The 13,112-nt window shown below is 29.9% G+C and carries 12 protein-coding genes; 1 reads left to right on the forward strand and 11 read right to left on the reverse strand.

Features of this window, described 5'->3' with window-relative positions; translation table 11 throughout:
* Positions 1 to 288: 288 nt before the first annotated feature.
* The 10 genes from B2694_RS13575 to rlmH all read right to left on the reverse strand — a co-directional run bounded on the left by B2694_RS13575 (position 289) and on the right by rlmH (position 10,413).
* Positions 289 to 1,521: an L-lactate MFS transporter gene (locus tag B2694_RS13575; RefSeq protein WP_346886206.1), complete on the reverse strand. Its 1,233-nt coding sequence runs from the start codon at positions 1,519 to 1,521 to the stop codon at positions 289 to 291.
* Positions 1,505 to 2,038: a 5-(carboxyamino)imidazole ribonucleotide mutase gene (gene purE / locus B2694_RS13580; RefSeq protein WP_346886207.1), complete on the reverse strand. Its 534-nt coding sequence runs from the start codon at positions 2,036 to 2,038 to the stop codon at positions 1,505 to 1,507. Before purE ends, B2694_RS13575 begins: the two co-directional genes overlap by 17 nt.
* Before the next feature lie 52 nt (positions 2,039 to 2,090).
* The gene (locus B2694_RS13585) at positions 2,091 to 3,266 is read right to left on the reverse strand and encodes a 5-(carboxyamino)imidazole ribonucleotide synthase (protein WP_346886208.1); all 1,176 of its coding nucleotides are present in this window, start codon (positions 3,264 to 3,266) and stop codon (positions 2,091 to 2,093) included.
* Positions 3,267 to 3,380: 114 nt separating this feature from the next.
* Entirely contained in the window at positions 3,381 to 3,743 is a 363-nt protein-coding gene (locus B2694_RS13590) for a DUF2294 domain-containing protein (protein WP_346886209.1), read from the reverse strand.
* 224 nt (positions 3,744 to 3,967) lie between these two features.
* A complete protein-coding gene (locus B2694_RS13595; RefSeq protein ID WP_346886210.1) occupies positions 3,968 to 4,444 on the reverse strand; it encodes a pyridoxamine 5'-phosphate oxidase family protein in 477 nt (158 codons plus the stop codon).
* A 72-nt stretch (positions 4,445 to 4,516) separates the two neighbouring features.
* Positions 4,517 to 5,134, reverse strand: coding sequence for a DUF6273 domain-containing protein (locus B2694_RS13600; RefSeq protein WP_346886211.1), 618 nt, complete (start codon positions 5,132 to 5,134; stop codon positions 4,517 to 4,519).
* Between the two features lie 351 nt (positions 5,135 to 5,485).
* The gene (locus tag B2694_RS13605) at positions 5,486 to 7,927 is read right to left on the reverse strand and encodes a PEP/pyruvate-binding domain-containing protein (RefSeq protein ID WP_346886212.1); all 2,442 of its coding nucleotides are present in this window, start codon (positions 7,925 to 7,927) and stop codon (positions 5,486 to 5,488) included.
* Positions 7,928 to 8,374: 447 nt separating this feature from the next.
* Complete coding sequence (locus tag B2694_RS13610; protein WP_346886213.1) at positions 8,375 to 9,181, reverse strand: DUF1189 domain-containing protein; 807 nt, start codon at positions 9,179 to 9,181, stop codon at positions 8,375 to 8,377.
* Positions 9,182 to 9,259: 78 nt separating this feature from the next.
* A complete protein-coding gene (locus B2694_RS13615) occupies positions 9,260 to 9,682 on the reverse strand; it encodes a VOC family protein (protein ID WP_346886214.1) in 423 nt (140 codons plus the stop codon).
* A gap of 251 nt (positions 9,683 to 9,933) precedes the next feature.
* Positions 9,934 to 10,413, reverse strand: coding sequence for a 23S rRNA (pseudouridine(1915)-N(3))-methyltransferase RlmH (gene rlmH, locus B2694_RS13620; RefSeq protein ID WP_346886215.1), 480 nt, complete (start codon positions 10,411 to 10,413; stop codon positions 9,934 to 9,936).
* Between the two features lie 288 nt (positions 10,414 to 10,701).
* On the opposite strand from rlmH, the gene B2694_RS13625 reads away from it, so the two are divergent.
* Positions 10,702 to 11,562, forward strand: a complete 861-nt coding sequence (locus B2694_RS13625) for a fused DSP-PTPase phosphatase/NAD kinase-like protein (protein ID WP_346886216.1) — start codon at positions 10,702 to 10,704, stop codon at positions 11,560 to 11,562.
* A gap of 125 nt (positions 11,563 to 11,687) precedes the next feature.
* On the opposite strand, the gene B2694_RS13630 is transcribed toward B2694_RS13625, so the two are convergent.
* Positions 11,688 to 13,022, reverse strand: coding sequence for an FAD-dependent oxidoreductase (locus B2694_RS13630; RefSeq protein WP_346867564.1), 1,335 nt, complete (start codon positions 13,020 to 13,022; stop codon positions 11,688 to 11,690).
* Positions 13,023 to 13,112 lie beyond the last annotated feature (90 nt).

A 13,112-nucleotide genomic window follows, 5' to 3' on the forward strand; every position in this document is an offset into this window, starting at 1 on the left:
TGAAAGTGCACTATTATAGTACTTAAGATACGTTATTTCCATTTACAAAAATAGCCTTAGGCATTCATATCAATGCCTAAAGCTATAAACCACACTTCGTCTTAATTGAATATTTATAATCAGGTAGTGGCGTTTTTTGGCTTTTAAGTTAGAAATCTTCGGTTCATCTATAGACCAAAACGGTCAGTAGATTAATTTTATTTTAAACCTACTGACCGTTTTTTAGAAGACCTTAAATTAATATTCAACTACATTATAAAGGCTATAACTTCTTGCTTTTCATGCTATTTATATTATATTTTCATTAGTTTTTGTAATCTTTTGTGATATGAATATGCCTATAATACATAAAATTATTACAAAATAAAAGATCGCATTATAACTATGAAGAAAATCCATTAGCAATCCTGAAGCCAATACCCCAATAATAGCACCTATTCCATATGCAGTAAAAACAACACCATAATTCTGACTATACCATTTTATTCCGTAAATATTGAGGGTTGAAGTTGGTGCAATAGCTAACCATCCACCAAGATTAAACCAAAATATTGAAAATGATATAATAAATAACACTAAGCTTCCTTCATCAGCCATTAACATTAATGATGCTGCAACAATACTTAACCCATAAGAAATTATCATGGCTTTTTTAGGGGATAACTTATCAGTAATCCAACCAAATATAGGTCTACTTATGCCGTTAAACACGGCAAATAACGAAATTAATAAAGTAACTGTTTTTGATGGCAACTTTACCAGTTCAATTCCAACATTACTTGTCATCCCAATTAACATTAATCCAATCATTGTGCCAATAATAAAACTAAAATATAAACTCTTAAAACTTTTAGATTTAATCATTTTTTCGGTATTTACATCATTTATATTTTCAATTATGTTAGATGTTGTTTTTAGGTAGTTATAATCATTATCGGAAGGATATCTGAATGGATATGAAAGTAGTGGTATTATAATACCAAATGATATTCCCAATATCTTAAATGATTGAACTATTCCATAAACTTCTATAAAATATCTTGCAACAGGTGCTGTTATAAGTGGTGATAAACCAAATCCAGTCAATATAAGTCCTACTACTAAACCTTTTTTTTCAGGAAACCACCTTGCTACTACTGTCATTGGAGCACCATAAGCTATGCCAACCCCAGCACCAATTATGACTCCATATGTAATTGTTAAAATATATATATTAGGTGCATATCCAGATAATATCCATCCTACCGCTACAAGAATAGATCCAAAAGAAATCATCACCCTAGGGCTATATTTATCTAAATGCTTACCTGTCAAAAACATAAAAAGTGCATAAAATGCTAAAGAAATCATGTATGGAAATCCACTTTCAGTAGTACCTACATTATATAATTCTTCTACGTGTAATCTAAAAACACTCCATGAATATACGGTACCTAGGCACATCATAATAATGATTCCCAAAATTACATATATCCATCTCTGTCCAGGTGTAATATTATTTTGTTTAGTTAGTTTTTTCATTATCTATGCTCCAACTTTCATCTAATTTATCTTCTAAGTCAAATACTACATTTTCTTTTATTCTAATCATATAGTTATTTAACTTCTCTCTTATTTCTGGATGTTTTATGCTCAATATTCTAACAGCTAGAATACCTGCATTTTTTGCGTTATTAATTCCTACTGTAGCTACTGGTACTCCACTTGGCATTTGCACTATTGATAGTAATGAATCCATACCATCTAACTCTCTTAATTTTATAGGAATTCCTATTACAGGTAATAACGTCATAGAAGAAATCATTCCTGGCAAATGAGCTGCTCCTCCTGCACCTGCTATAATCACCTCCAATTCCCTTTTTTCAGCATTTTTTGCATATTCATACATTCTATCAGGTGTTCTATGAGCAGATACAACTTTTATTTCATATGGTATTTTTAATTCTTCCATTATCTGTGCCGCCATTTTCATAACTTTTAAATCTGACTCACTTCCCATTACAATTCCAACTAATGGAACAATATTATTCTCAAACATTTTATACTTCCCTCCTAGTTTCTAAATGTTTAACATTAGGTATTTTCTAAATCTAAGCATTTACTAAAGGAGCTATCCCTATACTACTCATTGCTTTTTGGGCTTTCTGATTTGCCTTTTCAACTGATTCATCTAGTGCTGTTATATGCCCAATTTTTTTCAAATACTTTGATTCCGACTTTCCATACAAGTGGAAATAACAATCCTCAATATCGAGAATTGATTCTATACCATTTACACAATACTTACCATCAACATCATTGCTTCCTAATATATTGTACATAGCGCATGGTAATCTTAATTTTGTTGAACCTAATGGCATCCCTGTTATAATTCTAATAAGTTGTTCGAATTGTGATGTAATACATCCTTCGATTGTGTAATGACCTGAATTATGTGGTCTTGGAGCAACTTCATTAACTAAAATATTCAAGTTACAATCAATAAAAAACTCTATACAAAACACTCCAAAATCATCTATTGTTTCAATAATTTTTTTAGCCATTTGTATAATTTTTTCTTCTGTTTCCTTTGAAATCTTTGCAGGTATAATAGAATTTATAAGAATGCTATCTTTATGAATATTCTCTGTTACCGGATAAAAAGATATACCTTCATGGTTCTTATTAATTATTACTGATACTTCTTTTATATAATCAATAAATTCTTCAACCATTAAGTCATCATTGCAAAGCTTTTTATAAGCTTCTTCAATTTTATTAGCATCCTTTATTACAATATTTCCTTTACCATCATAACCACCTTTGCAAGCTTTTAATATAATTTTTTTATCAAGTTTATAAAATATATCTTTCAATTCATCTAAGCTATTAATCAAATAAAAATCTGGTACTTTGATACCTGACTTTTTAAATATACTTTTTTGAATATATTTATTTTGTATCATCCTAAGTGTGTTAGATGATGGGTATATTTTATGTCCATCTTCTTCTATTAAACTAAGCAATTCTACATCTATATGTTCAAACTCATATGTTATAACATCAGTTTTTCTAGATAACTCTCTTAATGCAGTTATATCTGAAAACTCAGCTATAATTTGTTCATCAGCAATTTGTCCTGCCGGACAATTAGCTTTTGGATCTAATATAATTATGTTATATCCCATTCTCTTTCCTTCTACTGTCAACATTTTTCCTAATTGTCCGCCTCCAATTATACCTATATTTGAAGGAGGTTTTAATCTAAATATCTCTGTTGTATTCATATTTCACCATCCTAATTTAAATTTAAAAAAGCCAATAACAAAAACTCCCTATAATAGAGTTATTGTTATTGGCTTATTCTTGACTGGTATTAACCTTTCAATACATCTTCCAAATTATTTTATAAAATTTTCTTCAATATCTTGATCTATAACTATACCTATAATTTTTTCACCTGTTTTTGTACTTACATCAGAATAGGTACTTATTATATCAGCATCAAGTACAGATTTTATAGCTTTTTCCAAACTTTCTCTTGCATTTTCGAATAAAGCAGTCCTAACTTTTTTTATTAAGTCTATACCTTCTTTGTTTCGAGCCAAACTTCTTTCTGATTTACTCAAAAAACCTTTAATCCTCACTATTATCAAATCTCCAAATATGATTGTTCGAATTTTTTCTGGCCCTCTTCCCATATGTTCAATCTCAAATTTACTAATTGCTTCGCTTATCTTCGCTTCAATTTGTCCTTTTGTCATTAGATACCCCCATATGCCAATAAGTTAATGTATAAACCATATAGATTAATTTAAGATATTAATATATTTAGAAATTATAACATACTAAGCTATAGTTGTAAATTAGAAATCTTTATATTTACATTTTTAATGTTGAGTTTCAGAAAACTAAGTTAGAAAATATTGATAATCAAGTAGTGATGTCTTTGGTCTATCAAGTTAGAAACTGCTTATTCTTTACGTACTTATTTCACCGTTTTATTTATAAAATCAATTTCATACTGATGTTCACCGTATTTTTTTTCGTTGTCAGTAATCGTACCCTCTGTGAGAGAGATACGCAGAACGATTGAGTTAGGATTGTCTTCGTCACCAACTTCATCGAACCAATCGAAAATTTTTTTGAATTTCGCTCTGATTTCCGCATTCTTCTCGTCCTTGACCCAACCGAGATTTTCAGCCGTACCTTGGAACGCATACCAATCTAACCCACAGACAGAAACCTGGTTATTCTTCTCAATTTGTAGCATTTTACTTTTTTTTGCATCCGTAGAAACATAAAATACACCATCTTCATAATAAGCGCATACCATACGGACAGCAGGACGAGGATTACCGGCAGTGCTCGAGGATAGTGATATTGTCGCAAGGGCAATAACTTCCTCTTTGCCATTTCCACAACGTTCCTCCATAAGTTTCATTGCATTTTCATACTTGCTCATTTTAATTCTCCTTTAAATTTAATTATTCTATTCTGTAATTATAGTAAAGCCACTTTAAAAGTGACCCAAGATTTACAATTCAAGCTTTAGCCACAAAGCAGGACGAACACCGCCTGTACATTTGCCATCACTGATGTTACCTTTCAATATATTGTTGCCTTGTATACCTATATTACCGTCAGTCCCGAAGATGTACACGGCTTTTACATTAACACGACCGGGTGATCGAAGCCACCACCACCAACTCCCTTCTTTACCCAGAAGTTTTGCTATTCGCTTACTGTTGTTTTCATCTTTTCTTTGAAACCAATATCTTTGATTTTTTCCTCGGTTATACAGTTTTGAAGTGCTATCACCAAAAAATTTGCATACTTCCTCAATACTTAATAAAAATATACTGTCTTCCGTATCTGCTCCGCCCTTTGAACCATACCACTGATTATCAAGATTTTTATTTATTACCGGAATTATCCTTGATTTATCAGTTGCGTTGAATTTGTCATAAAATTCACCATTAAGATATTTTCTTAACGCGCAGTCAGCCCATGTTATATCTTTATAAGTATCATGGTAAGGGCGTTGTTCTATAATATCTTCGGTTATAATCAAAGCCGTATTGTTTTGTATGTCAAGCACACGCCAATTATAACCGCCCAATGATAATGCTGAGTCGATTTTAATATCTTCCATTTAAGCACCTCTTTCTTTGTAATAGTTAATCTGCCTTACCCTTCGAACTTATTCTTAACCCTTCTCCTTAATTGGAAACAGTAAATCAAGCTATACATCTTCCATTTTACCTTTCTTTTATGCAAAATTATAAAAATTCAACGTTTCTTCAAATTCTTTCCCCGCAATCGTTTCCACGATGTCCAACGTTGGGAATCCAATCATTATCATATTTATCACTTGAGTTAGCTCATTTTTTAATTAATTTATATTTTCTAAGAATTGATTAATAATTATTATATCTCACATAAATGATTTGGTAAATCATTTAAATAGAAAAATTTCTCAACCATGTTAAAAATTAATTTACTTCTACAGCTCCGATTTTATGATTTTAACTTCACCTGCAAAACCATCTAACTGAACTTCATCTCCATCCCTAAAGATGCTCATTGCATTTTCTACATTATACAGCACTGGTATATTCAGCTCCCTAGCAAGGATTCCCATATGCTCAAAAGGCGACCCTACTTCTACAACTATGCCTATTACATTGCCAACTATGAGCTTAAGTTCTCCGCATCTTGTAAATGGAAGTACTAAAATGCTATCTTCATTTAAATAAACAGGCAATCCGATTTTAACCTTTCCTTTAACCTTTTTTCTTAGGCCTGGAAGCCCTTTTAAAATAATATCCTGTTCACGTAATTTTCCTATGCCATGTTCATCATTTTGATTTTTATAATCTACCTTTTCAACAGGTGCTTTCCCAATAATAGGAGGTGATAACAGCTTTTTTTGATAATTAAATAGCTGTTTTCTTTCATTAATAAGCTTATTATAATCCCTTCCTTGTATTAGTCCTTCCTTCAATTCATTTATGGTAAGAAAATACATGTCTCCTCTATGCTGAATTTGTTTATTTCTTAATAATACTTTTTCAGCCTCAATAATAGCCAATCGAAGATATGATCTTGTCATTCGCTCAAAATAGTAATGATGATTATCTCTTGCTAAATATGCTTTTTCTGCTAATTCAAGCTTACTTAGAAATTCTTGAGAATCTTCTTCTCCTAATTGGCTTAGTATAATGGATTTAATTCTTTTTTTATTTTCTAAAGAGCTTTCAATAGACCTTTTAAAGCTGTCACTATTAAACATTAGAAATCCACGAATGTGTCCTATTACTTTGTAAGGCGCCTCCATTAATATAGGTTCTGGATAGTCACTATTGATATCACCTTCCAAATTACAAATTCCGTACAAAGCAATATAATCATCTATTAATTTAAGCAGCTTTTTGCTCTCTGGGATATTTTTAAGCCTAGCATGTAAAAGTTCATCATACCTGCAATCTTTAAACATTTTATTTAATACAGGATTTGAATTCACCTCATCTGCCATATCAATATAAAATCCTCGTTCTTTATTTAATATACTGATGTTAAATACTAAATCATATAAATCCTCTACACTAAGATCATTTTGTATTATTCTGCAGTATTGCATAAAATCCTCTAAATAATCACATCCGTGAGTAACTGGTTGATGCTTTTCTGCTAAGTATTCCATATACTGTAGGGACTTGTCCAAGAACTCTGCTGCTTCCCTTTGAGATAAGTCTCTAAACAAATATTTATCCAGTTCCTCTTTCAATATCAATAATTCCGGCAGTACTACATCTTGGAATATATTTTGATTTTTAACATAAAACTTATTTAATGAACTTAAAAAGCTTTGCTCTTGTACCTTATGATTTGGCATTTCCTTATCTCGATAATACCAATATCCATTATGAATACAGTACTCTGTATAAAATTCTTCAAGTCCAGTGTCATAACATCCTCTATTTAATGCCTCTCCCAGGATTATGTTAATCTCATTGATTAACGATTCCAAAGGTTTTTCCCCTTCTCTATACCAAGTATAATTGCCCTGATTTTTATCAGACCAAATAATTTCAAAGTTTTTTTCTTTAAAAGTTGTTATAGGCCTAGCTTGAAGAATATATATATCTTTATTTCTGATAGTCCATTCGATATCTTGATATTTACCGAAGGTTTTCTCAATTCTTAATGTGCACTCATATAGTTCATTTACTAAATTCTTTGGCAGAAAGTTACTGTCCTTCGGAAGCTTCTCTTCAAGTATGGCTCCACATTTTTTATAGATTTTATAAAAAGCTGAATTTGCTTTACCGCTAACATAATCTTCACATAAGCCTTTTACAGCATTAATATGCATTACTTCTTCATCCATATCAATAGTATCCACAGAAAAGTTTACTCCAGAATAGCAACCTTCAACGAATTGCTGAATTATTATACACATTTTTAGCTCATCCAAATTTAAATTTTGTTTTATGAAATATGCTATTACCTTATCACTAAACAATGAAGCATAACACTTCTTTATTGCAGTCTTAACTTCTTCAAAAGTATTCAATTTAATAAATGAATCGAACATTCCTGCCATGCTATAGTTATCGCTGTCTTCACACAGAGCAGAGGATCTTACTACATATTTCAGTCCCATGCCTTGTATACAATTAAAAAATTTAAGTAACTCCCTCTCCATATCAGGAGAAAATGAACCTTTTAATATTACTTTGCATATTTCTGCATTATAAGTTAAATAGTCTCCAGCACTATAGGAAAAATTATTATATTCAAGAAACCGCATGAAAAATTCTAAAGATAATGCAAAGCCAATTGGAACCTTTTCTCCGCTTCTTATTAACTCTCCTAACTCACTTGCTTTAGCACCATACTGTACCTTGTCACTTTCTCTTAAGTCTGCTAACATTGACAACATAATCAACACCTCAATTTCAATTTACAAATTTCCTAACCAACGAAATTAATTATATTCATTTAGGTTTGTTATTACAAATGTACAAAATACATCCAAATAGGATCCATATATATTATCTACTTAGCACTCATTATTTCAAGCTTTTTAACATATTATATTGACAATCCACTGTTTTTTCTATATAATATATTGACTGGTTATGAGATAACTATAATGCAAATCCGATTACAATATGGACTATATATCTTCAATTCTGATTAACGTAGAAAAAGCTACAGATTTTTATACAATCTGTAGCTCCATTTTTTAACCTTAATATACTTTTCATTGCATATCATAAACGGAATTTCAATACCCTAAACATATATAATATAGAGAGTCATGGTTACTTATGGTACCATTAACCAAAATATTTATGACATTAACCTTTTTATTTGATTTATACACCTAATCTAATAAAATATTATTCTTAGAACTTTTTAGTTTGTTCAATGCAAAGCCAATATAAATATAAGCTATAGTATGATATAGTAACCAATAGAACCTAAAATGTTCTATACTTAAAATTTTCAAGATTGTATTTATTATAAGCGGAGTAGTTAGTGCATAAATGCTTAATCTATACAACTGTCCATATTTCAACTTTGTTTTAAAAATTCCATTGATTATAAGGGCAAATAGAGCTAAAAATAGAGAGCTTAAGAGTCCACCCAAGAAATACCCAAGGATATTTACAATAAAAATAAATGGTATAATAATCTTTGCATAATGGAAGTAGCTATATGCTATATCTTTATTTATGGTTAATCCTTGTAATGATTTAAATTCGATTACTTGAGTTTGTAATTGGTTCTCTTTTTGAATCATTTTATCTTTTAGTATTAAAATACCTTTACTATGAGAATCTAGAACAGCAGGATTAGTGCCGTTAGTTGTATCTATAATAATATAATTATCTTCATCCTCTGATAAAACCATTGGCATAACGCCCTCAACACTTAACTCTCCATTTATAAGCTCAAAGTTTGGACAATTGTCATTATATATTTTGATAAACTCTGATATTCCATTATTAACCTCAATAGATCCTCTTATAGATCCAATAGCTCCAAGAAACAACGATATTAATAGCAAATATAATACTGCCTTTCCAGTAGTTTCTTTTAACACATTCTCATAATGATTTATTCCTTGAATGCTACCTATTATTTTCTTCCAAAAACTTAACTTTATTTTTTCTGTATTATCTTCCATAAAACCCTCCCAAATATATAATTATTTCTAATTATATATTTATTCGATAATTTCAGATCAATTCCTCTTTGTGATTATTTATTTAACTCTTTTGAACATTGGATGATTTTTATTGAATTCAACTAAGTCCCATAAATTTCCGTATAAATCTTTAAATACTGCAACCGTTCCATAATCCTGTTCTTTAGGTTCTCTAACAAATTCTATTCCTATTTTTCTCATTTCATTATAATCACGCCAAAAATCATCAGTTCCTAAGAAAAGAAAAACTCGTCGACCTGCTTGATTTCCTATGAAAGGCTCTTGTTCTGGCTTAGATGCTCTTGCAAGTAATATTGTTGTTCCATTTGAACCTGGTGGAGATACTACCACCCATCTTTTTTCTTGTTCTGGTTGATAGGTATCTTCTACTAATGTAAAATGAAGTTTGTTTGTGTAAAACTCGATTGCTTCATCATAATCTTTTACTACTAAAGCAATATGTACAACTGATTGAATCATTATTTTTCCCCCTTGTATTCTATTAAAATTAATAAGCAAATTAACTAACAGATAAATTACTATTTGTCTATTCCTCAAATTTTTTCCTAATTTTATTATAGCATATTTTGTAAATGCACTATTACTTATAAAAATAGCCTTAGCCATTCATATCATTGCCTAAAGCTATAAGCCGCACTTGGTCATAAAGGAAACTCGACTCACTTCGTTCGCTGAGTAAGTTCGCCTAACTAAATCAAAGATTTAGAGGCTTACTTATGGTACGGTTCACCCTTTATTATCCTATATCCTCTATATATCTGTTCTAGAAGCATTACTCTGAACAATTGATGGGGAAATGTCATTTTAGAAAAACATATTTTGTAATTAGCTCTTTTTATAACTTGTTCTGATAGACCTAAGCTTCCTCCTATGATAAAAACTAAATTAGAGTTTCCTTCTAATCCGCAGTTATCTATGAAATTTGCAAATTCTTCAGATGAAATTTGTTTTCCTTTTAAATCCATGGCTACAACATAAGCATTATCTTTGATTTTTGATAATATACTTTGACCTTCTTTATCCTTTATTTGAAGTTCTTCCTTTTCTGATGCATTATCTGGTGTTTTCTCATCTTGAAGTTCCATTATTTCAAGCTTACAGTATCTTGATAATCTTTTAGAATATTCATCTATGGCATCTCTTAAATATTTTTCTTTTATTTTTCCTACAGTTATTAATGTTATATTCACTAAACTTCCTCCTAATTTTTTTAATTTAACTAATAAGTTCATAATACTATTAAGCAGTAAAATCTCTGAAACCCGCATGAACAGAACAAATAGTTAACTAGTTATATAGTTATATAGTTTCATAGTTAACTATTTTTCTAGTTTTATATTAATCTATTTGTATAGTTTTACATTAAAATATACTATCACTACACCAATAATACCTATATTTTACTATGAATAATTTAGAATGTCATAGGTAAAATTATAATAGATACTAATTAAATATTATATAGGTGGTGTCTAAATATGAAAAAATTTTTAAAGATTAATTTATTTGCTTTTTTAACTATAATTCTATCCTTTAATTATGTTGTATGTTATGCTACTCCTATTCCAGATGTAAAGTTAACAGTTGATTCTCCAACTGCTTTCGAATTACCAAAATATTTTAGAAAGAGCACAGATAAAATCACTCCTTCAGAAAATATAAATTTGTCTGGTCTAGATAAGCTTAATATTTCTGGTAGTGGTCAATTTTCTAAAACTGGAGTTCCTTTAATGAAGGATTCTATAGGTAATGATTTGCCTATAACTATTATTGACTTAAGAGAAGAATCCCATGGATTTATTGATGGTATTCCTGTAAGTTGGCAAAATGCTAACAACGATGCAAATAGAGGCTTAACAGTAAATGAAATCATTGCTGATGAAAACTCTAGATTAAAATCTATTCCACTTAATAAAGCTATTGCTTTAGAGGGTTTTAAAGATGTAATTATACCTTCAAAGGTTCAAAATGAAGCTGAGCAGTCTGAATCTTATTCATTATCTTATACTCGTATTCCTGTAACATATAAAAATTTACCTACAGAGGCTATGGTAAATTATTTTATGGAAGTTGTAAAAAATCAACCTGAGGGCAGTTGGCTTCATTTCCATGGCAATGAAGGACTTGAAAGAACTACGACTTTTATGATAATGTACGATATTATGAAAAATTGCAAAGAAGTTAATCTAAATGATATTATTACTCGCCAAGTCTTATTGTCCAAGATGGATAAAAATACTAGTGATAAATTTTATTCAGGAGAAGTTTATAATTTTTTAAATAATTTTTATAATAATTGTAAATCCAGCGAATCTAACTCTAATAAACAGACTTCATAGAAACTTTAACTGTTATCTCCTTACTTTTATTTAATTTATCAAAGTAATCTATTTTACTATGAAAATAACTCACCATATTAATTATGATGAGTTATTTTTAAATTATATATAATATAACTTATATATTACTTTAGTGCTTTAAGAGCTACAGTATTTAATAAGCTCCATGGTTTATTAAAGTGTGGTTGGAAAAAGAAATCTGTCATTGCCAGTTCTTCTATGGTCATGTTATTTTGAATTACTACAGATAGGGTATTCATGTGTTGAGTTAAATCTTCATCAGAAATAATCTGTCCTCCAAGAATTCTTCTTGTAGCTTTGTCATAAACAAGCTTTATGGTTGCTTCCTTATAGGTTGGCATAAATTCTGGTCTATGATTTTCACTAACCATTACTGAGTCAATCTCCATAGATGTGGTTTTCTTAGCAACCTCTTCTGTTAAACCTGTTGAAGCTATACATTTATCATATATCTTTATTCCTGAAGTACCTTGGGTTCCCATATACTTAAGAGTTGGGTTTACTAGATTTTTAGCAACTAAGGTTCCCATTCTTACAGCATTAGTTGCAAGAGGAATATATCTCTTATCCCTTGCTGGATTATATTCTACAACACAGCAATCTCCAGCTGCAAATACATCTTTAACACTAGTTCTCATATATTCATCTATTATTATTGCTCCATTTGGAAGAGTGTCTAATTTTCCTTTTACTAAACTTGTACTTGGTATAAATCCTATGCAAAGTACTACTAAATCTGCTTCATGACTTCCTTTATCAGTTACTACCTTAGATACTATACCATTTTCTCCTTCAAACCTTTGAACTTTTTCACCTAAAGCTAGTTTTACTCCACGGTTTTTAAATTCATTCTCTGCTATATCTGTAAATTCTTTATCAAGATATTTACTCATTATTCTGTCTTCTGCATCAACTAGGGTTACATTTTTACCTTTCATTTCAAAGGCTTCAGCAAGTTCTACTCCTATATATCCAGCTCCTACAACTGTTACATTCTTAGCGTCAGCTGACTTTTCTATAATTGTTTTTGCATGACTATAATTTTTACATAGTAATATATTTTTTAGGTTTCTTCCTTCAAAATTAGGAACTATTGGCCACGATCCCAAGGTTAAAATTAATTTATCATATTTTTCTTTTACTATATCACCAGTCTTTAGATTTGTAGCTGTGATTATTTTTTCATCCATATCAATATCAGTTACATCATAATTCATTCTCATGTTTATACCAAGGTTATTTAAATTTTCTGGGGAATTATAAAATAATTTTTCTGGTTCATTTACTACATTAGATACACTTAAAGCAATTCCACAAGAAAGGAAAGATATATTATCATTTCTCTCATAAACTGTAATCTCACTATCTGGGTAAAGTTGTTTTGCATTTACTACCGCTGCTGTTCCTGCGTGTGTACATCCTATTACTGCAATTTTCATAATACATGACCTCCTATAATTTACACCTAAATAAAATTTATTCTTATATTATATTCTAAAAATTATTTAATTATAATCTCGTAACAATGT

Source organism: Clostridium sp. UBA4395, assembly GCF_002390995.1.
In the GTDB taxonomy this organism is placed as follows: domain Bacteria; phylum Bacillota; class Clostridia; order Clostridiales; family Clostridiaceae; genus Clostridium_J; species Clostridium_J sulfidigenes.

Bases quoted from the DNA above. Each gene is read 5' to 3' on its own strand.
- B2694_RS13630 (WP_346867564.1), bottom strand. From the start codon at position 13,022: ATGAAAATTGCAGTAATAGGATGTACACACGCAGGAACAGCAGCGGTA.
- B2694_RS13595 (WP_346886210.1), bottom strand. From the start codon at position 4,444: ATGAGCAAGTATGAAAATGCAATGAAACTTATGGAGGAACGTTGTGGA.
- B2694_RS13600 (WP_346886211.1), bottom strand. From the start codon at position 5,134: ATGGAAGATATTAAAATCGACTCAGCATTATCATTGGGCGGTTATAAT.
- B2694_RS13615 (WP_346886214.1), bottom strand. From the start codon at position 9,682: ATGATTCAATCAGTTGTACATATTGCTTTAGTAGTAAAAGATTATGAT.
- B2694_RS13575 (WP_346886206.1), bottom strand. From the start codon at position 1,521: ATGAAAAAACTAACTAAACAAAATAATATTACACCTGGACAGAGATGG.
- B2694_RS13610 (WP_346886213.1), bottom strand. From the start codon at position 9,181: ATGGAAGATAATACAGAAAAAATAAAGTTAAGTTTTTGGAAGAAAATA.
- B2694_RS13625 (WP_346886216.1), top strand. From the start codon at position 10,702: ATGAAAAAATTTTTAAAGATTAATTTATTTGCTTTTTTAACTATAATT.
- B2694_RS13585 (WP_346886208.1), bottom strand. From the start codon at position 3,266: ATGAATACAACAGAGATATTTAGATTAAAACCTCCTTCAAATATAGGT.
- B2694_RS13605 (WP_346886212.1), bottom strand. From the start codon at position 7,927: ATGTTGTCAATGTTAGCAGACTTAAGAGAAAGTGACAAGGTACAGTAT.
- B2694_RS13590 (WP_346886209.1), bottom strand. From the start codon at position 3,743: ATGACAAAAGGACAAATTGAAGCGAAGATAAGCGAAGCAATTAGTAAA.
- purE (WP_346886207.1), bottom strand. From the start codon at position 2,038: ATGTTTGAGAATAATATTGTTCCATTAGTTGGAATTGTAATGGGAAGT.